This window comes from Streptomyces sp. CC208A (assembly GCF_030010625.1).
In the GTDB taxonomy this organism is placed as follows: domain Bacteria; phylum Actinomycetota; class Actinomycetes; order Streptomycetales; family Streptomycetaceae; genus Streptomyces.
Map to the genome: position 1 here is coordinate 19,241 of NZ_JASCXN010000036.1, position 23,144 is coordinate 42,384.

Annotated in this window: 21 protein-coding genes and 4 riboswitches; of the genes, 5 read left to right on the forward strand and 16 right to left on the reverse strand. The window is 72.7% G+C overall.

The window, feature by feature from the left end; genetic code table 11:
- Positions 1-28: 28 nt before the first annotated feature.
- From QK442_RS29945 to QK442_RS29955, 3 genes are read right to left on the reverse strand one after another with little or no spacing between them, the layout of a single operon-like run.
- Positions 29-853, reverse strand: coding sequence for a zinc ABC transporter substrate-binding protein (locus QK442_RS29945; protein WP_282697226.1), 825 nt, complete (start codon positions 851-853; stop codon positions 29-31).
- Positions 793-1,680, reverse strand: a complete 888-nt coding sequence (locus QK442_RS29950) for a metal ABC transporter permease (RefSeq protein WP_282697227.1) — start codon at positions 1,678-1,680, stop codon at positions 793-795. The genes QK442_RS29945 and QK442_RS29950 overlap by 61 nt, the downstream gene beginning before the upstream one ends.
- Positions 1,677-2,312, reverse strand: coding sequence for an ATP-binding cassette domain-containing protein (locus QK442_RS29955; RefSeq protein WP_282697228.1), 636 nt, complete (start codon positions 2,310-2,312; stop codon positions 1,677-1,679). The genes QK442_RS29950 and QK442_RS29955 overlap by 4 nt, the downstream gene beginning before the upstream one ends.
- A 147-nt stretch (positions 2,313-2,459) precedes the next feature.
- Here QK442_RS29955 and QK442_RS29960 point away from each other — a divergent pair, with 147 nt between their 5' ends.
- The 4 genes from QK442_RS29960 (at position 2,460) to QK442_RS29975 (ending at position 7,790) form a co-directional block, all read left to right on the forward strand.
- Positions 2,460-2,996: a GNAT family N-acetyltransferase gene (locus QK442_RS29960; protein WP_282697229.1), complete on the forward strand. Its 537-nt coding sequence runs from the start codon at positions 2,460-2,462 to the stop codon at positions 2,994-2,996.
- 69 nt (positions 2,997-3,065) lie between these two features.
- A complete protein-coding gene (locus QK442_RS29965) occupies positions 3,066-4,568 on the forward strand; it encodes an ABC transporter substrate-binding protein (RefSeq protein ID WP_282697230.1) in 1,503 nt (500 codons plus the stop codon).
- Positions 4,569-4,573: 5 nt separating this feature from the next.
- Positions 4,574-6,493 (forward strand): ABC transporter permease subunit, encoded by a 1,920-nt coding sequence (locus QK442_RS29970; RefSeq protein ID WP_282697231.1) that lies wholly within the window; start codon positions 4,574-4,576, stop codon positions 6,491-6,493.
- Between the two features lie 10 nt (positions 6,494-6,503).
- A complete protein-coding gene (locus QK442_RS29975) occupies positions 6,504-7,790 on the forward strand; it encodes an MFS transporter (protein WP_282697232.1) in 1,287 nt (428 codons plus the stop codon).
- A gap of 58 nt (positions 7,791-7,848) precedes the next feature.
- Here the strand turns inward: QK442_RS29975 and QK442_RS29980 are convergent, their stop codons facing one another.
- The 13 genes from QK442_RS29980 to QK442_RS30040 all read right to left on the reverse strand — a co-directional run bounded on the left by QK442_RS29980 (position 7,849) and on the right by QK442_RS30040 (position 21,307).
- Entirely contained in the window at positions 7,849-8,412 is a 564-nt protein-coding gene (locus QK442_RS29980; RefSeq protein ID WP_282697233.1) for a hypothetical protein, read from the reverse strand.
- Positions 8,409-9,131 carry a (2Fe-2S)-binding protein gene (locus tag QK442_RS29985; RefSeq protein WP_282697234.1) on the reverse strand — a complete coding sequence of 241 codons (723 nt, stop codon included), beginning with the start codon at positions 9,129-9,131 and terminating at the stop codon, positions 8,409-8,411. Before QK442_RS29985 ends, QK442_RS29980 begins: the two co-directional genes overlap by 4 nt.
- The gene (locus QK442_RS29990; protein WP_282697235.1) at positions 9,125-10,195 is read right to left on the reverse strand and encodes an ABC transporter ATP-binding protein; all 1,071 of its coding nucleotides are present in this window, start codon (positions 10,193-10,195) and stop codon (positions 9,125-9,127) included. The genes QK442_RS29985 and QK442_RS29990 overlap by 7 nt, the downstream gene beginning before the upstream one ends.
- Positions 10,192-11,286 carry an iron ABC transporter permease gene (locus tag QK442_RS29995; protein WP_282697236.1) on the reverse strand — a complete coding sequence of 365 codons (1,095 nt, stop codon included), beginning with the start codon at positions 11,284-11,286 and terminating at the stop codon, positions 10,192-10,194. Before QK442_RS29995 ends, QK442_RS29990 begins: the two co-directional genes overlap by 4 nt.
- Positions 11,283-12,518: an ABC transporter substrate-binding protein gene (locus tag QK442_RS30000; RefSeq protein WP_282697237.1), complete on the reverse strand. Its 1,236-nt coding sequence runs from the start codon at positions 12,516-12,518 to the stop codon at positions 11,283-11,285. Before QK442_RS30000 ends, QK442_RS29995 begins: the two co-directional genes overlap by 4 nt.
- Positions 12,519-12,747: 229 nt before the next feature.
- Positions 12,748-12,942: riboswitch (cobalamin riboswitch) on the reverse strand.
- A gap of 22 nt (positions 12,943-12,964) precedes the next feature.
- The gene (locus tag QK442_RS30005) at positions 12,965-13,795 is read right to left on the reverse strand and encodes an ABC transporter ATP-binding protein (protein ID WP_282697238.1); all 831 of its coding nucleotides are present in this window, start codon (positions 13,793-13,795) and stop codon (positions 12,965-12,967) included.
- On the reverse strand, positions 13,792-14,907 hold the full coding sequence (locus QK442_RS30010) for an iron ABC transporter permease (RefSeq protein WP_282697239.1): 1,116 nt from the start codon (positions 14,905-14,907) through the stop codon (positions 13,792-13,794). The genes QK442_RS30005 and QK442_RS30010 overlap by 4 nt, the downstream gene beginning before the upstream one ends.
- The gene (locus QK442_RS30015; RefSeq protein WP_282697240.1) at positions 14,904-15,941 is read right to left on the reverse strand and encodes an ABC transporter substrate-binding protein; all 1,038 of its coding nucleotides are present in this window, start codon (positions 15,939-15,941) and stop codon (positions 14,904-14,906) included. Before QK442_RS30015 ends, QK442_RS30010 begins: the two co-directional genes overlap by 4 nt.
- A gap of 29 nt (positions 15,942-15,970) precedes the next feature.
- Positions 15,971-16,152: riboswitch (cobalamin riboswitch) on the reverse strand.
- Positions 16,153-16,208: 56 nt separating this feature from the next.
- On the reverse strand, positions 16,209-16,958 hold the full coding sequence (locus QK442_RS30020; protein WP_282697241.1) for a class I SAM-dependent methyltransferase: 750 nt from the start codon (positions 16,956-16,958) through the stop codon (positions 16,209-16,211).
- 6 nt (positions 16,959-16,964) lie between these two features.
- Positions 16,965-18,197, reverse strand: coding sequence for an MFS transporter (locus QK442_RS30025; RefSeq protein ID WP_282697242.1), 1,233 nt, complete (start codon positions 18,195-18,197; stop codon positions 16,965-16,967).
- A complete protein-coding gene (locus QK442_RS30030) occupies positions 18,190-19,428 on the reverse strand; it encodes an ATP-grasp domain-containing protein (RefSeq protein ID WP_282697243.1) in 1,239 nt (412 codons plus the stop codon). Before QK442_RS30030 ends, QK442_RS30025 begins: the two co-directional genes overlap by 8 nt.
- Positions 19,425-20,447, reverse strand: coding sequence for a cysteine synthase family protein (locus tag QK442_RS30035; RefSeq protein ID WP_282697244.1), 1,023 nt, complete (start codon positions 20,445-20,447; stop codon positions 19,425-19,427). The genes QK442_RS30030 and QK442_RS30035 overlap by 4 nt, the downstream gene beginning before the upstream one ends.
- Positions 20,444-21,307, reverse strand: a complete 864-nt coding sequence (locus QK442_RS30040; protein WP_282697245.1) for a hypothetical protein — start codon at positions 21,305-21,307, stop codon at positions 20,444-20,446. Before QK442_RS30040 ends, QK442_RS30035 begins: the two co-directional genes overlap by 4 nt.
- A 124-nt stretch (positions 21,308-21,431) precedes the next feature.
- Positions 21,432-21,649: riboswitch (cobalamin riboswitch) on the reverse strand.
- Positions 21,650-21,886: 237 nt separating this feature from the next.
- Here QK442_RS30040 and QK442_RS30045 point away from each other — a divergent pair.
- Positions 21,887-22,876, forward strand: a complete 990-nt coding sequence (locus QK442_RS30045; RefSeq protein WP_282697246.1) for a ferric reductase-like transmembrane domain-containing protein — start codon at positions 21,887-21,889, stop codon at positions 22,874-22,876.
- Between the two features lie 99 nt (positions 22,877-22,975).
- Positions 22,976-23,100, forward strand: a riboswitch (cobalamin riboswitch).
- Positions 23,101-23,144: the final 44 nt, after the last annotated feature.

The following is a 23,144-nucleotide window of genomic DNA, read 5'->3' on the forward strand; positions in this document are numbered from 1 at the left end:
TTGTCCTCCCCTCCGTTCGACCATCCGGTCAGGATCCGGACATGGCCTTCTTCAACTCGGCCGCCGCGTTGCGGTACACCGCGAGGAGGTCCAGGTCCTCGCCCGGGTAGTTCACGATCTCGACCTGCTTCGCTCCCGAGTCGGGCAGGACCGTGCCCGTCGACATATGGGCGTTGTCGAGGACGAAGACGGGCTTCTTCGCCGAGAGGGTGGCCAGTTGGGCGGGGGTGACGGCTTCGGGGCCGTACGTGCCGACCGGTGTGGCGCCCGCGAGGCCGGCCGCCCAGGCGGTGAAGACCTGGGTGACGACGGACGGGCTCTTCCCGCCCGGCCAGGCGGCCTTGAGCTCGCCGTTCAGCTTCTTCACCTCGCCGTCGAGGCGGGTCTTCCACTGGCCGGCGGCGTCCTTCGTCCCGAACAGGTCGCCCAGGCGGGTGACTTCGGCGCCGGCCTTGGCCGGGTCGTTGTCGAGGTTCACCTCGATCAGCTTCGCCTTCGAGCCGGCCGCCTCCTTGATCTTCGCGGCGTACGGCTCGAACGGCGCGTACAGCACGAAGTCCGCCTGCGCGACGGCGGCGAGGTCGGACGGCTTGGGGTCGTAGTCGGGCGCGTGGTGGACGGACTGCGGCACGATCACCGTGACGTCCTCGGCTCCGGCCGCCTTGGCGAAAGCACCCTCCCAGGTCGTCGTGGCGACCACCACCGGCTTGTGCCCGGCGGCCTTGTGGTCCTCCGTTCCCGAGGAGGAGGTGTCCTCGCTCCCGCACGCGGTGAGCAGCGGCAGGGCCGCGCTCAGTGCGAGGAGGGAAGCGATACGGGCGATGCGGGGGGTGCGGACGCGGGTGCGCGCCATGAGCTGTTTCTCCGTTCGGGGATGAGATGTGCGGCGAGGACCACGGCCCCCGCCGTCAGGACCAGGACCGGCCCGGGGGGCCAGTCCAGCCACAGGGCCAGCAGGAAGCCGGTGAGGTTGACCGCGACGCCGATGCCGACCGCCCACAGGGTGATCGACCACAGCGAGCGGCCCAGACGCCGCGCGGCGAGCGCGGGCAGCAGGGTCAGGGCGTCGACGAGCAGGGCACCGGTGAGCTTGATGGCTCCGGCGACCGCCACCGCGACCAGCACGAGCAGCGCGGTGGTCAGGAAACGGACCGGCACGCCCGAGCACTGGGCGAGCTCCCGGTCGTACAGCAGCAGGGCCACCTCCCGGCGCCGCCACAGGAACAGGGCCGGTACGGCCACGGCGAGCGCGCCGAGGACGACGAGGTCGTCCGTGCCGACGGACAGGATCGACCCCCAGAGGAGGGCGAACGCGCCCGAGGCGTTGACGCCGGAGACGGCGAGGACGAGGAGGGCGGCGGCGACGGCCAGGCTCATCAGCAATCCCATCGCGCCCGACAGTCCGTCCGGGGTGCGGGCGAGCGGCGCGACCCCGGCCCCTGCCAGGGCGCAGGCCACGAGCGCGCAGAGCATCGGGTCGAGACCGGTCAGGAGGCCGACGGCGATGCCGAGGAGCGCCACGTGCATCATCGCGAACCGCACCGGCATGATGTCGAGGCCGACGATGACGACGCCGATCACCGGTAGCCCCACGGCCGCCAGGAGCAGGGCGAACCCCGCCCGCTGGACCGGTACGAGCTGGAGCATGGCGCCGAGGTCGGCGGCTGCGAGCGCGTTCACCGCACCTCCCGTAGTCGGCCGGCGGCCATCTCCAGGACCCGGTCGCAGCGTTCGGCGAGCGTGCGGTCGTGGGTGACGACGACGAGGGTGACCGGCAGCGCGGTGAGCACGTCGGCGGCCTCTTCCTGGCCGGCGAAGTCGAGGGCGGCGGTCGGCTCGTCGGCGAGCAGCACCTGTGCTCCGGCGGCCACGCTGCCGATGGCCCGGGCCAGGTACATGCGCTGCAACTGCCCACCGGAGAGCGTGTCCACGGGTCGTCCGGTCAGCGTGCCGACACCCAGCCGCCCCGCGGCCTCGGCTGCCTCGGCGGGTGCGCCACTGCTGCCGAGGAGCTCGTCCCCGCGCAGCGGGAACCGTCCGGCGGCCGGCTTCTGCGGGATCCACGCACACGATCGCCGCCGCCACGCCCATTCGGCGGCCGAGCGCGCCCCGCGCCCGCCGACCTCGATGGTGCCGCTCGTGTGCCGGTGCAGCCCGAGGACCGCGCGCAGCAGCGTCGTCTTCCCGGACCCGTTCGTACCGGTCAGCGCGACGCGTTCACCGGCGGCGATCTCCAGATCCACGCCGACGACGGCCTCGTTGCGGCCGTGCCGGCAGGCGACTCCGCGCATGCGTATGTCCAGTCCGCCCATCCTCTGCCTCTCGCCGCTGTTGTGCCGGTGCGGTGTAGAAGTCGGACGACAGGGGCGCCGGGTTCCCGCGATGTGACCGGGAACCGCGGTGCGGAGGACTTCGAGGCGTCCGGTCGGCAGGTGCGTCCTCCTGCATAGGATGCGCAAATGATTGAATATTGCATCAGGCCCGCGACGGTGGGCGATATCGACGGGGCCCGGGCCGTGATGCTGGACGCCGTCTACCGGGACTTCGAAACGGGCTACGTGCCGCGATGGCACGCCGACATCATCGACCCGGAGCGCTTCTACCTCACCCCGCCGCGGCACACCCTCCTGGTGGCCGTCGATCAGCGGGACGGAACGGTGGTCGCCACGGGTGCGCTGGACGGCCGCGGGCCCGGGCACCCTCCCAACCCGCGCCGCCTGGCCGATCGCTACCCCTCGGGCGAGACCGCCCAGCTGCGGCGGGTGTACGTGCGTCCCGAGCACCGGCGGCGCGGGCTCGCCCGCCGCCTGGTCGCCGAGCTGGTCGCGTTCGCCAAGGTCGACGCCGGCTACCGGTCGGTCTACCTGCACACCGATCCGGCGTCGCCGGGGGCGGAGGCCCTGTGGCGGTCGCTGGGGAGACTGGTGTGCGACGAGCGGATCGAGGAGGCCGGCGGTGGGCAGGGGATCCTGCACTTCGAGATCCCCCTGGTTTAGATGGAAACGATTTTCATGTACTCTGGCCGCCCCTTTGATCGACACCACCGGAAGACGCGAGCGCCAGCCATGACAACCCCCCGCCGCCTGATAGCCGGCCTGCTCCTCACCCCGCTTCTCGCCGGCTGCTTCGCCTCCGGCGGCGACAGCTCACCCGCCGACCCCGCCGGCTCCGGCGACGGCGGCCGACTGCGCGTGGCGCTCGCCTTCACCCCCGCGCGGAACTTCTCCCCGCACAGCCAGGACGCCTTCCACCTGTCCAAGCTGGGCGTCGCCGAGGGCCTGACCCGGCTGGACGCCAACGGCGCCGCGGTCCCCGCGCTGGCCGAGTCGTGGACGAGCGAACCGGGCGGCCGCAGCTGGCTGTTCACGCTGCGGGAAGCGAAGTTCCAGGACGGCGCCGAGCTCACCGCACAGGCGGTGGCCTCCGCCCTCACACACGCTGCCGAGGCGGAACCCGCCCCCGCCGCCCTCGCCGGTGTGAAGCTGACCGCCGCGGCCGTGGGCGACGACCGGGTGCGGATCGGAACCGGCACGGCCGACCCGGCCCTGCCCCTGCGCCTGTCCAACCCCAACCTCGCGGTGTTCTCCCCGAAGGCGTACGAGAAGAAGGGCACCGTGAATCCGGTCGGCACCGCCACCGGCCCCTTCACCCTCACGAGGATCACCGGCGACACGGCAGCCACGCTGGACCGTTTCGACGACTACTGGGGCGGTCGCGCCCAGGCCCCGGGCATCGACGCCACGTTCGTCGCCGACGGCACGGCCCGCGCCAACGCCCTGCGCACCGGCCAGGCAGACATCGCCGAGGCCCTCCCCGTGGCCCAGCTCGCGTCCCTTGACAAGGGCGTGGTCCGTGAGACGACCACCGCCCGTAACACCAGCCTCTACCTGAACACCCGGTCCGGCGTCTTCGCCGACGCGGGGCTGCGCGCCGCGGCTCGCGAGGCGATCGACACCTCCGTCATCGCCAAGGACGTCTACGAGGGCCACGCCGAGGCGGCACAGGGGCTTTACGGTCCCGCCCTGAACTGGGCCGCGAGCAAGCGGCTCCAGCCCACCGGACGCGCCCGCGCCACCGCCCCCGGCGCACGGAGCGTCACCATCGCCACCTACACCGGCCGACCCGAGCTCGCCGAGACCGCCCAGGTCCTGCAGCAGCAGTTGGAGAAGGCCGGCTTCACGGTGAAGCTGGAGGTGCGCGAGTACGCGCGCCTCGAAAGCGACCTGCTGGCCGGGAAGTTCGACGCCGCCGTCGCCTCCCGCAACATGATGCTCGACACCGGCGACCCCGCCACCGTCCTCGGCAGCGATTTCACCTGTGCCGGGACCTACAACCTGTCGCTGCTGTGCGACAAGAGGATCGACCGGGCCGTCGCGGACGCCCAGGCCGTGGCCGACACCGCGAAGCGACAGGACGCGGTCCTGAAGGCGGAGGCGGCCGTCCTCGGCACCGACGCGGTCGTACCGCTCGTCCACCAGAAGGTCGCCACCGGCGTCGCGGCCTCCGTGCAGGGCACGCTGCTCGACCCGTACGAGCGGCAGTTCCTCGGCACGGGGACCCGGCGCTGAACGGCATGTCCGACCGCCTCCGAGGCGGCACGCCCGCCAGCGCCGCCGCCCTGCGCGCCCTCGTGCGGGGCGGCGGGCCCGCGCTGCTGTGGCGGGCCGCCCTTGCCGCCGCCCTGGTGTGCGGAATCGGCCTGCTCCCGTGGCTGTCGCGTACAGACCCCGCCCTGACCGTGCTCAAGGCCCGGTCGGCCGAACAGGACCCCACTCCCGAGGCATTGGCCGCCGTACGCGCCGAACTCGGTCTGGAGGAGGGGCCGCTGCCGCTGCTCGCACGCTGGCTCGTCGGTCTGACGCACGGGGACGCCGGTCGGTCCTGGGTCTCCGGCACCGACGTCCTGCCCTCCGTGGCCGAGGCCCTCGGCGTCTCGCTCCTGTTGATGGCCGGTGCCCTGGCGGTCGCCGCGGGCACGGCCGCCGCGGTGTGTGCCCGCACGCTGTGGCTCGGTTCACGGCGCCGGCTCGGAGAGCGCGCCGCCGGCGGCAGCGCGGCGGCGGTCCTGGCCGCGCTCCCGGAGTTCCTCGTCGCCGCCGTGCTCGCCTCGGTGATCGGCGTGCGGTGGGGCTGGCTCCCCGCCCTCGGCTGGTACGGCCCGCAGTGGATGGTGCTGCCCTCGCTCGCCCTCGGGCTGCCCGCCGGAGCGCTCCTCGGGCGGATGCTGGACGATCTGCTGCCCGGCGCGCTCGCCGCGCCGTGGGCACGGGCCGCCGCCGCCCGGGGCATCCCGCCGCGCTCCGTGATACGGCACGCCCTGCGTGGCTGCGTGCCGGGACTCCTGCCCAACCTCGGCCTGTTCGCCGTCGGCCTGACCGGCGGCTCCGTCGCCGTCGAGCAGATCTTCGACATACCGGGCCTGGGTCGCCTCACCCTGCGCGCCGCCCTGGCCCAGGACCTGCCGGTCCTGCAGACCGGCACGCTCGGCCTGATGCTGCTCGCGGCCGCCGCCGGAGCTCTGGCGCGGTTCTCCGCCCGGCTGCTGCTCGGCCCCGCGCTGCGCGACGGTGCCCTGATCTCCCCGCACCGGCCCGCGAGGGCGGCGTCACGCACCCCGCCCCTGCTGTACGGGGCACTGCTCGCCGCCCTCATGGCCACCGGCCTGCCCCGCGACCCGCTCGCCCTGCACCCCGGTGCCCGCCTCCAGACCCCGTCTCCGGCGCATCCCTTCGGCACCGACGCGCTCGGCCGGGACATCCTGGCCCGCATCGCGCACGGCGCCCTCACGACCCTCGGTACCGCCCTCGTGGTGAGCGCCGCCGCCCTCGTGGCCGGAGTCCTGCTGGGCCTGCTGCCCCGGCTGTCCGCACCCGTCGTCGACACCGTCAACGCGCTGCCGCCCGTGCTCGCGGGTCTCCTCGTCGCCGGAGTCGCCGGCGGCGGACCCTGGACCCCCGCCCTCGCCGTGGCCGCCGTCGCCTGGTCACCGCTGGCCACCCACACCTCCTCGCTCCTCCGACAGGAACGCGCCGCCACCCACCTGACCGCCAGTCGGGCCCTCGGCGCCGGCCCGTGGCACGTCCTCACCCGCACCCTGCTCCCGGCCGTCGTGCCGCCCGTGACCCGTCACGCCCTGCTCCGGCTTCCCGGCATCGCCCTGTCGCTGGCCGCCCTCGGCTTCCTCGGCCTGGGCGCCCAGCCACCGTCCCCCGACTGGGGCCTGCTGCTCGCCGAGAACCATCCGTACGTCGAGCGCGCTCCGTGGGCAGTCCTGGCCCCGGCCGCCGTGCTCGCCCTGCTCGGCGCGCTCGCGGTCACGGCCGCGAACGCGGCAGGGCGGACGGCGCCCCGGGCGAAGGGCGGCGGAGGACGCGTGCCCGGGCCGCGAAGGCGGACCGCGGCACGCCCGGCGCCCGCGGTAGCCACCGCCGCGACCGCACCGGACACACGCGTGACCCCACCTCCATCCGCCGTGACCACACCCGCCCCCTGACGGGAACCCGATGCCCCACCTCCTCTCCCGCGTTCTGCCCCGCCGAGCAGCGCGCGCGGCGAAGTCCTCCCGCGAGCGCACCTGGAAGCACCTGCCGCCGTTGCTGCGCCTGCTCATCCTGACCCAACTGGCCTTCAACGTCGGATTCTTCGCCGTGCTGCCGTTCCTCGCCGAGCACCTGGGCACCGCCATCGGCATGGCGGGCTGGACGGTCGGCCTCGTCCTCGGCCTGCGCACCTTCAGCCAGCAGGGCCTGTTCGTGGTCGGCGGATGGCTCGTGGACCGCTACGGCGTCCGCCCGCTCGTCCTGACCGGCTGCGGTCTGCGGATCGCCGGGTTCGGCTGGCTCGGATTCGCCGAGGCGACCTGGTCCGTGATCGGCGCGGTGCTGCTGATCGGCTTCGCCGCCGCCCTGTTCTCCCCCGCGGTGGAGTCCGAGGCGGCCCGGCAGGCCGTCCTCTGGGAGGAGGCGGGCCACGGCTCGCGTACTCGGGTGCTGGCACTGTTCAGCGCGGCCGGGCAGGCGGGCGCCTTCGTCGGTCCGCTCCTCGGCGGCCTGCTGCTGGCGGTGGACTTCCGCACCGCGTGCCTCGCCGGTGCCGCGGTCTTCGTCCTCGTCCTCGCCGGCCACGCGCGGCTGATGCCGCAGCACATCCCCGGAAGGGTCCGCACCCGGGAAGGGGGCGGTGCCCGCCTGGTGCTGCGCAACCGCCGCTTCCTCGCCCTGTGCTGCGCGTACGGCGCCTACCTGCTCGCCTACAACCAGCTCTACCTCGCCCTTCCGGACGAGGTGGAGCGGGCCACCGGTTCCCAGACGCCCCTGTCGTGGCTGTTCGCCCTGTCGTCGCTGCTCGTCGTGTGCGCCCAGCTCCCGGTGACCCGCTGGGCGGGTGACCGACTGGACCTGCGCCGCTCCATGGCCGCCGGACTGCTGCTGATCGCCGGGGGATTCACGGTCGTGGCCGCCGCGCTTCCGGCGGACCGGACGGGCCTCGTCGGACTGCTGCCCGCCGCGGGGTACGTCGTCCTGCTCACCCTCGGTCAGATGCTGGTCGTGCCCGCCGCCCGCGCCTGGGTGCCCGACCTCGCCGAGGACGGCCGGCTCGGCCTCTACACCGGGGCACTGTCGTCCGTATCCGGCCTCATCGTCCTCGTCGGCAGCTCGGCCACCGGTGCCCTCCTCGACCTGGGGCTCCCGCCCGCCGTCCCCTGGCTGGCCCTCGCCGCCGTTCCCGCACTCGCGGTGGCGCTGATACCGCCTCCCACCGACGCGGTGCGCGCCGCGCGGCAGCCGTGAACGGCCCTCTGGCTGCCGCGACTCCCCGCCACAGAGGTGCTTTTGCCGCGCCTGCCGGTCAGCCGCTGTGCTTGAAGCCCTTGCCGGTGCGGTCCAGCGGGTCGGCGGGCAGGGAGAGGAAGCGGGCGCGCAACGCGTCCCACGCGTGGAGCCGGGTGAAGTCGGGGGTGTCGAGGATCTCCTGGCGGTCGGTGAGGAAGGGGTTGGGCAGCAGGACGGTCATCATCTGCTCGTCGCGGCCGTTGAACAGGCGGATGCCCCAGCTCACCGGGGAGCCGTCGGAGCCGATGCTGCGGTAGAGCTCGGCGCGGGCGCAGCGGCGGATGCGGCCGAGTTCGGGGCCGGAGGCGGTGTGCTCGCCGATGCACAGGTGGAAGTGCCACGCGCCGAAGTCGATGGTGGCGTACCCGTCGTTCATGGTGATGGCGGTGGGGGCGTTCGGGGCGCCGACCTCCCAGGCGGCGCCTTCGATGATGGGCCCGAAGTGGATGTGCTCCCAGTGGTCGGTGAAGACGGTGGTGACGAGGTCGAGGAGGGTGGCCTCGTCGACCGGGAGGGGCCAGACGTGCTGGGTGCCGCCGCCGGGGGTCTCGACGACGGTGGGCTCGGTGGTGGCGGTCATGAGGTCTTCTCCTTGGGGTTGAGGACGCAGTCGCCGCAGGTGCCCGCGCCCGGCACGCGGTAGTACAGGCAGCAGCTGCGGCGGTGGAAGGCGAGCGGTCCTGGAGGAGCGGCGCGGTACGTGCCGGTGCCCGCCAGCGGCGGCCGGTCCAGCAGCGCGCGGACGAGGGGTACGACGGGGAGGAAGAAGGGGGACGGCGCCCTGGTCAGCAGGACGCGGTGGGCTCCGATCAGCGCCGAGGCGGCGTTGCCGCGCAGGGTGTGCGGGGATACGCCCGTCACGTGCCGTACGGCGTCGGCCCAGGGGGCCAGGTTCTGGGCGGTGACGGTGTGGTGCAGGGCGGGGAGCGGTTCCTGGTCGACCTCGCTCAGGTCGGGGAGCCACAGGTCGAGGGGGCCGGAGGTGGGCAGGCGCCACCACAGCCGGGCGGGCGCCAGGTCGGGGACGCGGCCGGTGAGCGTGGCGCAGGCCAGGGCGATCGACCAGAGCCGGGAGGCGGTGCCCAGGTGCAGGGTGGACGCGGCCACCCTGGGCTGGTCGGCGCCCAGTCGCCCGGCGACGGTCCGTACGCACTCCTCCAACGCGCCCGGGTCGGTGTACAGGTCGGTCAGCGGCCGGAAGCCCCTGGCATCGGGGCGATGGCCGGTGGTCAGTGCGAAGTAGGGACCGATCGTGGAGATCCGCGCCAGGACGTCGGGGGTGAGGGGCGTGGTCACCACGTCCGTACCGTCCGTGTGAGCTCGTGGAAGCCTCGGACGGGGACGGTCCGTCCGTCCGTTCCGGTGAGGGTGAGCCGGTCCGCGCCGTCCCAGCTCACCTTCCCGCCGACGTGTGGGTCACCTTGATCCGCGACGGCCAGTCCTTCCCGGGCGAGGGCGCGTTCGAGGAGTGGGAGCACGTCGGCCGGCGCGTCCACCGCGACGGTGGCGCGTGCGGTGCGGCGCAGGCCGAAGGTCCCGGATGCCGGGTCGAAGGCGAGGTGGTCGGCGTCGAAGGCGGCGGCGACGGTGCCGCTGCGGATCAGGTCCTCGGGTGCTCCGGCGTGGACGCGGGAGTCGCGGTCGACGAGCCAGACCGCGTCGGCCACCCGCAGGGCCAGCTCCAGATCGTGCGTACTGACCACCACGGTCAGGCCCTTGTCCCGGGCGAGGTCGCGCAGCAGCACGGTGAGCGCCACGCGTGAGGGGACATCGAGGAAGGCGGTGGGCTCGTCGAGGAGGACGACCTCGGGTTCCTGGGCGAGGGCTCGGGCGGTCAGGACGCGCTGGCGTTCGCCGTCGGAGAGCTCGGCGGCCGGCCGGTCTGCCAGGTGTCCCGCGCCGACCGCCTTCAACGACCACTCGATGGCGGCGTGATCGGCCGCGCTGAGGCGGCCGGTGAATCCGGTGTGCGGGTGGCGGCCGAGCCCGGCCAGTTCCCGCACGGACAGCAGCCCGGGGTCCACCCGGTCGGTCAGGACCACCGCCAGTCGCCGGGCGAGCGCAGTCGGCGACGTCCGTGCGAGATCGGCGCCGCCGATCCGGATCCGTCCGTCGAGCGGCGGAAGGAGCCCGCACAGGGTCCGCAGCAGCGTGGACTTGCCCGCGCCGTTGGGGCCGAGCAGGACGGTCAGTTCGCCGGCCCGTGCTTCGAGGTCGAGCCCCGCGAGCACGGCCCGCCCTGCTCCACGCCCGCGGGGGGACCGGGTACGGTAGCCGACGGCGAGTCCCTGCGTGACCAGGCCGCTGAAGCGGCCCGCCCCGCCGGTCGTGTCCGCGCGGGGTTCGGTCATGGTGTCGGTCACGAGGCCACTCCTTGTACGCCGCGACGGCTGCGGATCAGGAACGCGATGACGACGGGCGCGCCGAACAGCGAGGTGATGGCGTTCAGCGGCAGCACGGCATCCGTGCCGGGCGGCTGGCTCAGCAGCGCGCACGCCAGCGCGAGGAACGCCCCGGCGAGCATCGACGCGGGGATCAGCGCCCGGTGGTCCGAGGTCCCCAGGGCCACCCGCGTCAGATGGGGGACGGCCAGGCCCAGGAAGGCGACCGGGCCGCAGAACGCGGTGGCCGCGCCCGCCAGCAGCGAGGTGGCGAACAGGGCGAGATCGCGGCTGCGCCGCACGTTCAGGCCCATGGTGCGGGCGTAGTCCTCGCCGAGCAGCAGGGCGTTGAGGCGTTTGGCGGTCAGCAGCGCGACCAGCAGGCCCGCACCGACGACGGGCAGCATGACCTGGAGGTCCGGCCAGGTCGTGCCGCCGAAGCTGCCCAGGCTCCACACGACGAACTGCTGGGCGCGCTCGGGCCGGGCGTAGACGAGCATCACGCCGACCACCGCGGTGACCGCCGAGCCGATCATGACGCCGATGACGAGCAGGGTGACGGCCGACCGCACCCATCGCGAGAGCAGCAGCACGAGGGCCAGGACGGCGGCGGCGCCGAGCGAGCCGGCGATGACGACGCCCACCCGCCCGAGGCCGGCCAGGTCTCCGGTGAAGCTGCCGGCGACCCCACCGGTGCCGACCACCACGGCGGCGACACCCATGCTGGCTCCCGAGCTCACCCCGAGGGAGAACGGGTCGGCGAGCGCGTTGCGGAACAGGGTCTGCATCTGTACGCCGGCCACCGCGAGCGCGGCGCCGACGGCGGTGGCGGTCAGCGCGCGCGGCAGCCGGACCTGTTCGACGATCACGGTCCACCGCGGGTCCTCGGCAGTGCCGCCGAACAACACCCGCACCACCTCGGCGACCGGCACGGGATGGGAGCCGGTGGCGATGGTGAGGACGAACAGCAGGGTGGACCCGGCCGCGAGGGCGAGGACGACGGCGAGGCGCCGCCGCACCGGCCGCGGGATGCCCGCGGCCGGTGCCGACACGGTTGTCTGATGTGTGGTCACGCCTTGGGCACCAGCTGGTAGAAGGTGAAGGTGTGGCCCTTGGCCTGGTCCGGGTGCATCAGCGCGAACAGGTCGGCGAGGACCAGGTCCGGGCGCAGCACACCGCGCTCGAAGTAGTCGTTGCCGCCGCCGGGACCGAGCGCCTTCTGGTTCGTCCACACGGCGCCGCCGGACACGGCCTTCAGCTGCCCGTACCGGCTGTCGGCCTTGATCGCGTCGGCGGTGGACTTCCACTGCTGGTCCGCGATCCAGATCGGGGCCTGGCCACCCTTGGCGTACACGGCCTCGAAGTTGAGCTGCATGCCGCCGGTGCCCGCTTCACCGGCCCACGGGTAGGTGCCGCCCGCGTCCTTGATCAGCCGTGCGGCGTAGCTGCCGCCGGCGGGCATGTTCCACGTGCCCTGGTACATCGTGCCGGGCAGCACCTCGACGGGCTTGCCCGCCTCGGCCGCCCGCGCGCCCTTCTCCGCGACCTTCCGGTAGTCGCCCTCGATGATGTCGAACACCTCGCCCGCCCGCTTCTCCGCACCCGTGAGCGCGGCCATCGCCTTGACCCACTCGGCGCGCCCGAGCGGACTGGCCTCCAGCCACTCTGCGTTGGCGACCACGGCGACGCCCGCCTGACGCAGCTTCGGGTACTGGGGGTCGTCGGTGCCCTGGGTCATCAGCACGTCCGGCTTGGCGCCGATGACCGTCTCGGCGTTGAGGGTGCGGTCCTTGGCGTACTCGGTGACCTTGCCCGCCTTCACCCGCTCGATCACCTCGGCGGATGAGATGGCCGTGGCACTGGCGACACCGGTCAGCACGTCCAGGGTGCCGGTCTCGGTCAGCAGCGGCAGGTGGGTGGTCGAAGCGGAGTACAGGCTCTTGACCGGAACCGTGACCTGCTGCGCGGACGCCAGCTCACCCGTCAGCTTCGGCTTCGGAGCGCCGCACTTGACCAGGACGTACGACTCGGGCTTCCCCTTGGGGAAGGGCTCCTTGACGGTGAGGACCTGGTAGCTCTTCTCGTACCGGAGCGTGAAGTTCTGGGCGTGCTTCACCGTCGACTTGACCGGGAAGTAGTCCTCGGCCGGGTCGAAGTCCTTGATGCACCCTTCACCCTCGGCCCGCGCCTTGGTGTCGGCGGTGGTGCCGGCGTCACCACCGCACGCGGTGAGCGTGAGGGCGACGGTGAGGAAGGCCGCCGCGGCTGCCTGACGGCGGCCGGGCATGACGGATCGTACGGACAAGGTGACTCCTGGTGGCGTGCGTGGGCAGCGCGTACCGGCATTCCGGTGCGCGGATGCGGTGTACGAGAAAGAACCCGCTGGGGTCGTCAGAACCTGAGGGAACGGGCCTGTGCGTGAAGCCGGGTAGGCCGGTTCGGCCGAAGCGCGGGCAGCAAGGGCAACACGGAGCTGCCACCGCACGAACGCAGGCACATGGGTGCCACCGCCTCTCCTGGGGAAATCCGCCCCGTACATCGAGGTGCGACGGCGTGAGTCTCCTGACTCGGGATCACAGCTTCTCCGGCCTTCCCACCCCCCGATGGGGCGGTGGCCATGGGTGGAGTCGCTCCCCCTACACAGTGGCGGTACCGTGCCGGAATCTCACCGGCTTCCTCGTTCCGCCGTCGCTTGACGGACGGAAGCATCGCAGAACACGTCGCCGTCACGCCAGACTTGCCCCTGTGCGTTCAGCCACAGGACGTGGAGGTACGGGCTGGTGGCTCGCCCGGTTCGGCCGCGGTCGGCTCCCCGGGGAGGAAGGTCACCTGCGGCGCGCCGGTGCGGGGATGAACGGTCACCTCGCTCGTCACGCCGTACACCTCGGACAGCAGCCGCGGGGTGAGGACCTCCACCGGTGGGCCCGAGGCGGTGACCCTGCCGTCCTTGAGGACGTAGAGGCGATCGCAGTAGTACGCGGCGAGGTTGAGGTCGTGCAGGGCGACCACGACCGTGGCGGGCAGCTTCCGCAGGGTGCCGAGGACGTCCAGCTGGTGGCGGATGTCCAGGTGGTTCGTCGGCTCGTCCAGGACGAGGAGGGACGGCTGCTGGGCGAGGGCGCGGGCGATGAGGACGCGTTGGCGTTCGCCGCCGGAGAGCCGGTCGAAGGGGCGGTGGGCCAGATCGGTGGCGTCCACCGCGTCCAGAGCCCGCCCGATCAGTTCGGCGTCCTCGGCGGTGTCCCCGTCGAGCAGCCGCTTGTGCGGGGTCCGGCCCATGGCGACGACCTCACGTACGGAGAGGTCGAAGTCGGCGCCGGACTCCTGCACCACGGCGGCCACGGTCCGGGCCAGTTGCCGTACGGGCAGCGACCAGGCGTCGGTGCCGTCGACCCGGACGTGACCGGTCGCGGGGCGCAGGACGCGGTAGACGGCGCGCAGCAGGCTGGACTTGCCGCTGCCGTTGGGGCCGACGAGGCCGATGACCTCGCCGGGGCGGGCGGTCAGGGACACGTCCGCGACCAGGCGGTGCGCACCGGCGGTGAGGGTGACTCCGTCGACGACGAGTTCGGTGGCGCTCATGCCCCTCCTCGGTCGGTGGTCCTTCGGGCGTTGCGGCGCATCAGCCACAGGAAGAACGGTCCGCCGCACAGGGCCGTGAGCACGCCGACGGGGATCTCCACGGGGGCGGCGACGACGCGTGCGGCGATGTCGGCCCAGATGAGGAAGACGGCGCCGCCGAGCGCGGCGGTCGGCAGAACGCGGCGGTGGTCGCCGCCGACAGCGAGGCGGACGACGTGCGGCAGCATCAGGCCGACGAAGCCGATCGGTCCGCACGCCGCGACCAGGATGCCGGTGACGAGCGAGAGCAGGACGAACATGCGGGCGCGGAAGCGGGCCACGTCCAGGCCCATCGTGGTGGCGGCCTCCTCACCGGCCAGCAGCAGATTCAGGTTGCGCGCCTGCACCAGGAGGACGGCGATGCCCAGGAGCAGGGCGGCGCTGGGCAGCCACAGGGTGTCCCAGTTGACGCCACCGAGGCCGCCGAGGGTCCAGGCGAGGACCGCGCGGGCCTCGTTGCCCCGGTCGGTGGTGAGCAGCAGCAGGTCCAGTACGGCGGTGAGCACGGCGGCGATGGCCACGCCGGACAGGACCAGCCGGGCCGAGGTGATCCTGCCGCCGGTGCGGGCCGTGGCGTAGACGAGCAGCAGCGCTCCGAGCGCGCCCGCGAACGCGGCGGCCGACAGCGACACCGGCCCGAACCAGGTCACCCCGAACACGATCACCACGACGGCGCCCAGCGACGCCCCGGAGGAGACTCCGAGCAGGTAGGGCTCGGCGAGCGGGTTGCGGATCAGGGCCTGCAGGGCGGTGCCCACCACCGCGAGACCGGCGCCGGCCACGGCCCCGAGCAGCACGCGGGGCGCGCGGACGTCCAGCACGATGGTCTCGCGCGCCCGCGACCAGTCCGGTTCCGCCCAGTCGGCGCCCAGCGCGTGGGTGACGATGCCCCACACCTGGCCGGGTGGCACCTGGACCGAGCCGATCGCCAGGCCCGCCGTGGCGGACGCCACCAGCAGCACGGCCAGAATCACGAGGGTGACGGTGAGACCGGCAGGGCCGGCCCGCCCGTCCTCGTCTCCGCCCGGTCGCGCGGCCCGCCCGGGGGCGGCGTCGAGGACCGGGGCCGTCAACGGAAGCTCTCGGGCTGGATGCCGCGGGCCATGTCCTCCACCGCGTACGCGGACCGGACGCCGACGAGGGTGGCGGTCAGCGGCAGGACGACGAACCGCTTGTTCCTGATGGCGGGCACGTCCTTCAGAGCGGACTGGCCGAGCAGGAACTTCTTCTTCTGCTCGATGCTTCCGGCGCCCTCGTAGTCGTAGATCGCGATGACCTCGGGCTTGCGGTCGACGACCTGCTCCCAGGAGACGTCGCCGAAGACGTCGTCGAGGTCGGCGAAGACGTTCGTGCCGCCGGCCAGCCGGATCAGTTCGGTGCCCAGGCTCTTGCCGCCGGCGGTGAAGGCGGTCTTGTCACCGCTGTCGTACACGAAGACGGGCACCGGGGGCTTGCCCTTCACGGCCGTGGAGGCTTTCTCGACCCGCGCCCGGAGGTCGGAGACCAGCTTGTCCGCCCGGTCGGAGACGCCGAAGATCTTGCCGACGGTGCGGATCTCCTCGTACGTGTCCTCCATCGTCACCCGCTTCTTCCCGCAGTACTCGCGGTTCAGATGGGTGTTGATGCCCGCGTCCCGGAACGCCTTGCGGGAGCGGCCTTGCTTCTCGTCGAAGGCGCTGCCGTAGCCGCCGTAGACGAGGTCCGGCTCGGCGTCCAGGACGGTCTCGAAGGACGGTTCCTTCTTGGCCAGCTCCGGGATCGAGTCGTAGTCCTTCTTCAGGTCGGGCAGGACGGCGGAGTCGGGGAAGGCGGTGCCGACCATGCGGTCCTTCAGCCCGAGGGAGAGCATGAGTTCCGCCGGGTGCTGGTGGATGGTGACGACGCGGGCGGGCGCCTCGTCGTACGTCGTCTTCACACCGCAGTTGTCGATGGTGACGGGAAAGTTCCCGGCCGAAGGGGCTGCGGCCTTCGGGTCCCGGGCGGTGTCCTGCGACGAGCCGCAGCCGACGGTCAGCAGGGCCGCCGCCGAAAGGGCGACGGCCGTGGCCGCGGCACGAAGGGCTCGGCGTCGGCGGGCAGGGGTGAACAGCTGGGAACGGTCGTACAAGTGAAGCCTCCTGGGGAGTCCGCGCTCCTCGGATCGGGCCCGCGACAGGCCAGTGTCCTGACTCCCGGATCGACGCTCCCCTTGCCTTCCCACGCGTGGCGCAGTGGCATGTCGAAGGGTGCACTCCCCGGTCACAGTGGCGGGACCGTGCCGGAATCGCACCGGCTTCCTGTCTCCCGTCGCGGCGATGACCTGGTGATACTACGATCCGTCGCGCCCAGGGCAAAAGGGCGTGCGGGCATCGCCGCACGCCCCCGCCGTTCTCCGTCACGCCTCGCGGACAGCCCGCAGCACCAGCCGCTCGGCGTTCTCGTCGTAGGGGCGGCCGTCGAATCCGCCGAAGACCTCCACCCGCCCGAACCCCGCCTCCTCGACCATCCGCCGCAGCTCGACGGCGCTGTACACGAACCACACCAGGGTGGCCCGCGTCACCCGTTCACCCCGGACCAGGACCCAGTCGCTGCGCAGCCGCGCCCAGTCGTCCAGCACGGTGTCGGTCTGCACCATGACGTCCTCACCCCGCCGCACCACCTTCGGCGGGGTGACCTTGCGGGCCAGCAGTTCCTTGCCGGCCAGGTCCAGGACGAGGGTGCCGCCGGGGGCCAGGCAGGCGTACATGGTGCGCAGCACGCGGGCGTTGTCGGCGGGGTCCTCGAAGTACCCGAACGACGTGAACATGTTGAGGACGACGTCGAAGGCGCCCGGTGCCCGGTAGTCGCGTGCGTCGGCCCGCACGTACGTGACCCGGGTGCCCGTGTCGGCCGCGTGCTTGCGTGCCCGGTCCAGCATGGCGGGGCTCAGGTCGACCCCGGTGACGTCGTGGCCGCGCCGGGCGAGCGGGACCGTGAACACGCCGGGGCCGCAGCACAGGTCCAGCACCCGGGCTCCTGCGGGGAAGGCCAGCAGGGGAGAGGTGGCGAGCAACTCCTCGGCCTGCGCGTGGCGCTGCTCGGAGAAGAGGAAGTCGTGGAACTCGGTCCAGAAGTCGTCGTCCTGGAACCCGCCCGTCCGTGTCATGCGGTCTCAGTGCTCCTTCGTCGTGGTCAGCGTGGGGTGGCGACGGCCGTCGTCTTCGCGCGTGCGCAGTGCCGAGAGCAGGGGTGGCAGCAGCAGGCACTGCGCCGCGGCCAGCAGCCAGAACCAGCCGGTGCTCCCGGCCCGTGAGGTGAGGTCGTAGACCTGTCCGCCGAGTACGCCGCTGGCACAGGCGCCGAGTCCCGCGGCCAGCCGTTGCTGGCCGAAGACGACGGCGTCCGAGCGCGGGCTGCGGCGCAGGGCCTCCAGGTCGTTCTTCAGGAACAGGACGATGTCGCCCAGGGTGATCAGGGCTCCGCCCGCCAGCAGGGCCGGCCGGGTGCCGACCGCCAGGACGGCCATCCCCGAGGCCAGGCCCGCGAAGCCGACCCCGAGGGCCGTCGCGTAGGGCATGCGCCGGATGAGTCCGGACGCGAGCGGCTGGACGACGATGACCAGGGCGAAGCAGAGCAACAGGACCACGCTGTAGAAGGAGCTGGACGCCCGCTCGACGGCGTACACCGCCAGGAAGTGCTGGAAGTGGAAGTAGAGGTAGAAGGCCAGCGCGTTGGCGGCGAACGGCAGGACCGCCACCCCGGCGAGCAGGCCCCGCCCGCCTGACCCCGGCCCCGGCTCCGCTTCGGCCTTCGCGGCGGGAAGCCGGGCGTGGCCGGCGGTGACGAGGACGAACAGCGCGGTGACGGCGACGAACAGCCAGCCGGGGGTGGTGAGCACGAACGGCCCGGCGATGAGGGGGCCCACCGCCATGCCCGCGTTGAGGGCCGCGTTGCCCGCCGACAGGAACGCGGGGCGGCGCCCTTCGTCCACGCCGTTCACCAGGTACGCCTTGTTGGCGGGCAGGTACAGTGCGGCACCGCAGCATGTCAGGACCAGGGCCCCGACGGCCAGCGGCGGCCAGCGCAAGGCGGCCAGCAGCCCGACGAACCCGGCCGTACGGATGACCAGCGCCCACAGCATCGTGCGGCGCAGCCCGAACCGGTCCGCCAGAGCACCGCCCACGATCCCCCCGGAGAACTGCACGAGGGACGCCACGGCGAGTACGACACCGACCGTGCCGAGTCCCATGCCGAGGCGTTCGTGCAGGAACACCGACATGAACGGCAGGACCATGAAGCTGCCGAGCGGGATCACGAACGAGCTGAGCAGCAGGAAGCGCAGCGGGCCGTCGAGCGTGGACAGCGTGGCCCGCAGACCGTTCCCGCCCGGTGCGTGGTCAGCCACCGGCGTCCCCGGCCTGCGGGAACGGCTTCGTGAGCACCCGTACGGCGTTGGCGGCGGCCACCGCGTGGTGCGTGGCCAGCTCGGCGGTCTCGCCCTCGGCGTAGACGATGCCGGCATAACCGCGACTGTCCGCCAAGTGCTCGACTGCGTCGCCGACGGACCTCACCGGATACCAGGCCGGTGACCCCGGCATGCCGGCGAAGCGGTCAAGACCGGCGACGCCGGTGTAGATCCCGGAGGCGGCCGGGTACCCCAGGACGAAGGCGACCGCCGGGCCGCCGGGCAGATCCGCGTCCAGGAGACGGGGACGGCGGCCGAGCGCGGTCTCGATCATCGCCTCGTACACGTTGACGCCGAGCGCCCGGCACATCCCCTCGCCCACGAGGGCGCCCCCGATCCGGGGGTTGATCTCCACGACCTCCGGACCGTCGGTGGTCAGGACGAACTCCACGTGCGCGAAGCGGTCCGTGTAGCCGATCGCCGCGAGCACGTCGCCGAGCCACCGCTCCAGCCCGGACCGCCGTGTCTCGGGGAAGGCCACCGGGAACGCGGTGATCTCCTCCCGGAAGTACGGCTCCGGTGACATCAGCCGGCTGGAGACGCCCAGCAGCCGTGTCCGCCCGGCCCAGGTGAGGGTCTCGGCGCTGTACACCGGGCCGCTGAAGTACGGCTCCGCGAACAGCCGCCCTTTCAACTCCCGCCCGGCCGCCTCGTCCAGGGCCGACTCCAGTTCCGGCTCGTCACGCACCAGCCAGACGTTCTGGCTTCCGGTGCCCGCCGTGTCCTTCAGCACGGCGGGCAGCCCGGACTCCTTGAGCAGCACGTCACCCAGTTCCGCCCCGGGCGCCTCCACGGCACGCCCTCGCGTCAGCCCGGCGTCGTGCAGCAGATTGCGTACGGCGGCTTTGTCCCGGGTCAGCCGCAGCACGGCCGGATCGAGGCCCGGCAGGCCGAGACGGTCGGTGAGTTCCGCGCCGGCCAGGGTCCAGGTGTCGGTGGAGCTGATCAGTCCGCGCAGTTCCGGTGTCCGGCGCAGGAGGGCCGTGAGTCCTTCCACGTCGAAGGTGTCGGTGACGACGACGTCGAGGGCGTCCGCCGGAAGCCGCTTCAACTCATGGGCGTAATAAGCGAGGTCGCGGGTGAGCAGGGTGAGCCGTTCGCCGAGTGCGTCGGCGGCGCGCACCAGGTGTCCGAGGCCGAAGGTGAGTGACTCCAGGCAGACGACGGTCATGCGGCTCGCTCCTCCCGGTGGGCCGGGCGGGCGGTGCGCCGCCACGCCATCCTGGACCAGGGCATGGACATCTCCTCGGGGTCGGCGACCTCCACCGGCTTCAGTGCGGCGGGGTCCAGGGCTTCGGTGTGCCGGGCGAAGACGCGTTCGACGTAGCGGTGTCCGGTGTCGGCGCCGACCACCAGGTGCAGCCGGTCGGGATGGCGGCGGGCCTCGTACGCGGCGGCCAGGTATCCGGCGCCGGTGGACAGCCCCGCGAAGACGGCGTGGTCGCGCAGCAGGGTGACGGTGCCGGACATGGCGTGGGTGAAGTCGAGCCAGTGCACGGCGTCGTAGAGGTGGTGTCGGACGTTGTCGAAGTCGATCGACGATCCGATGCCCGCGATGATCGCCTCGGGGTCGTGGTGGTCCTGGCTGCCGAAGGTGACGCTGCCGAACGGCTGGACGCCGACCAGCCGCACCGAGGGGTCGGTGCCGCGCAGGCGTTCCACCAGGCCGCCCGTCGAGGCCCCGGAGCCCACTCCTCCGACGACGGTCAGCGCGGCCCGGGGGAACGCGGCCGTGATCCGGTCGGCGACTTCGTGGTAGCCGAGGTAGTGGACGTCGTCGTGGTACTGGCGCATCCAGTGCCAGTCGGGACGGCCGGCGAGGATCTCCCGCACCCGCCGCACCCGTAACTCCTGGTCCAGCTTGAGGTTCTTGGACGGCCTGACCTGTTCCACGGTGGCGCCGAGGACCTCCAGCTGGGCGCGGGTGGTGGTGTCCACGGTGGTGGACGCGACGATGTGGCAGCGCATGTCGTGGCGGTGGCAGGCGAGGGCGAGGGCGTAGGCGTAGATGCCGCTGGAGCTGTCGATCAGGGTCTGACCCGGACGGATCGTGCCTCGTTCCAGCAGGTGGCGGACGGCGGCGAGCGCGGAGTAGATCTTCATGGACTCGAACCTGAGCAGGACGAGGCCGTCGGTGAGCCGGACGAGATCGGGAACCTTCAGGGCGTCGGCGATATGGGGGTGGATCACCCGTAGCCTCCTTGGGCGAAGGAACACTGGTGGCCGAGCGAGTGGAAGAAGGCGGACAGTTCGGACTTGAGGTCGGCGTCGGGGCGGCGGGGAAAGAGGTAGCCGATCAGGCAGCCCGTGTGGGCGACGAAGACGCCGTCGGCGCCGAACCGTTCCTGGTGGGCGAGCATGCCGGCGAACGTGGTCTTGGGCAGCACGCTCTGCGACAGGACGGCGCTGGCGGTGGCAGCCCGTGCGACGGCGGCCGGATCACCGGAGGCGAAGCCCTTCAGCAGGTCGGTCAGGCACCGCTCGTACTCCTCTCCGTGCCGCTGGTAGTGGTCCAGCAGCAGGTCGGTGACGGCGGCGGTGTCCACCGTGCCGGGCTCGGTGATGTACGCGGTGTGGAAGCCGAGGCCCGTGCCCAGGGGCCGCACCACCCGGTGCCGGCCACTGAGGTACAGGGCGAACTCGTCGAGGAAGACACTGTCCGCCCGCTCGATCACCGCCAGGATCCCGAGCATCACGTCCTGGTCGTACGGCAGGTCGAAGATCCGGAACAGGCAGCGCAGCGTCGCCACGATGTCGGCGGTCGAACTCGCCATCCCGACGCCCGCGCGCAGGTCGGAGTGGGCGCTCCAACGGCCCGGCGGCAGCGTCAGCCCGAAGTGTTCGAGGAAGAGCCGGGCCGCGACCGCGGACTTCTCGCCGAGCGGCGGCGGACCGGGCGGATCCGTCCCGTGGGTGAAGTGCACCCAGGAGTGCCGGTCCACGGGAAACGACACGACGGCGATGTCGAGATCGGGACCTGCCCGCAGCGGACCCTGGTACAACTCGCCCAGGGTGCCGTGGCAGACACCGGAAACGGTACCGCTCGTCACGAACCCCTCCTCCTGTCCGCGTCCTGAATGCGACAGGGGAGGAGCCACCGCGCGGGGCGTGCCCCGCGGATGTCCCGTCCGTACCGCCGACCCAGTCCTCGAGGTCACCGTGCACCACCCGTACGACGCGTACGGGCGCAGTGGCAGGTCTTCGGACTCGTGGGCTCGCCCACCGGGACACAGGTCACCGGCGGGCACCTACCGGCCGTCGCTTCCCCAGCCCCGATTCGACTCGGGCTCAGTGCTGTTGACGGCTTTCGTTCCCACTCACCGCTGCGGGACAGTCCCGGATTCCCACCGGGTTCCCTCTTGCGTCGCGCCGCCAGGACCTGGTCGGACAGGAGGCGCGAACCGACTGCGGCCATCAGCGTAGGGTGGCTCACGCCGTCGCGGCAGAGGGCGCAGCGGCAGTTGTCCGGATGCGATCGGTCGGATGGCGCGTCGGAGTCCGGAGGCACTTCGCCCGCTCGGACGGCACTCTGGCCGAATGCGTCCTGCGCCTTTCCTGCCGACCCCGTCACACTGGTACGTCGACGTGACCCGCCCCTCCCTTCGGAGGTTCGCGCCCGAAAGGCCCAGATGCTGCCCGAGACGACCCCTTGGGACGACGGCCCGACGTCCCTAACGCCCGCCCGTGACAAGCGTCCGCCCGACCGGGTCGTCCTGCGCGCCGACCTGCGGGCCGCGCTGCCCGACGCGGGCGCCGCCGTCCTGGTCACGGCGGCCGTCTTCACGTTCCTGTACGCCCGCATGGAGTCGGGGGACTCGGCGACGATCGCGGTCATGCCGTTCATGGACGACGCCGGCACCTACTGGATGTACTTGCTCAGCCAGGCGTTCGGCTGGTCGGCCCTGCTGTGGGCCTGGGGCACGGTCATGCTCGGTCTGTTGCTGTCGGGGCCGCGTCCCGCCCGGATTCCGGTGTCCCGGCAGGTGCTGGAACGCTGGCACCGCACCACCAGCCTGACCACGATGGCCCTGATGTTCGCCCACGCGCTGATGTTCGCCGCCGAACTGGTGCGCTACGAAGTCCGGATGACGTGGGTGGAGCGGCTGTGGGCGGGGTTCGCGGACACCTTCGTGCCCGGCTGGTACGACTCCGGCACCGGCCGGATCGCCATCCCGCTGGGGCAGGGCGCTCTGTATCTGGCCATCCCCCTGGGCCTGTTGTTCTACGTCCGGCACCGCATCGGCGCGAACACCTGGCGCAGGCTGCACCGTTTCGTCATCGTCGTCTACGTGCTGAGCGTGTGGCACACCCTGCTGTACGGCACCAATGTCTGGTACGGCGAGTGGCCGCGCACCGTGCTGTGGCTGCTGCAGCTCCCGGTCGCGATCCTGCTGCTGGCCCGGCTGCTGCGCCCCGCCCGGCGGGCGGAGCGGTTGGGCACACCGACACGGCGCGTGGACGGTTCGCTGCCGGCCTGGGTGGTGCGGGCCGCCGGGCGGGCGACTGCCGCAGCCGTCGTGGTGGGGCTCGTCGTCGTGGTGGCGTCCGGCCGTGACGGTGGCCGGGAACGCCCGGCCGAGCCACCCGCGACGAGCCCGCACGCACACGAGCCCGAGTGATCCGGTCCTCGGCCGCCGGCCGACGAAGGCCGGCACGGGGACCCGACGGCGGGGAACCGGCCGATGGCATGATGGCCCGCGACAGGGCGACGACGGTCCGAGGAAGCCGGTGCGAATCCGGCGCGGTCCCGCCACTGTGATCGGTGAGCGGATCCCGAACAGGCCACTGCCCCGCGAAGGGCGGGAAGGCCGGGACGAGCTGTGACCCGAGAGCCAGGAGACTCACGTCGTCGCCTCCTCGACGCAGACCCCGGGGCGGATCTCCCCG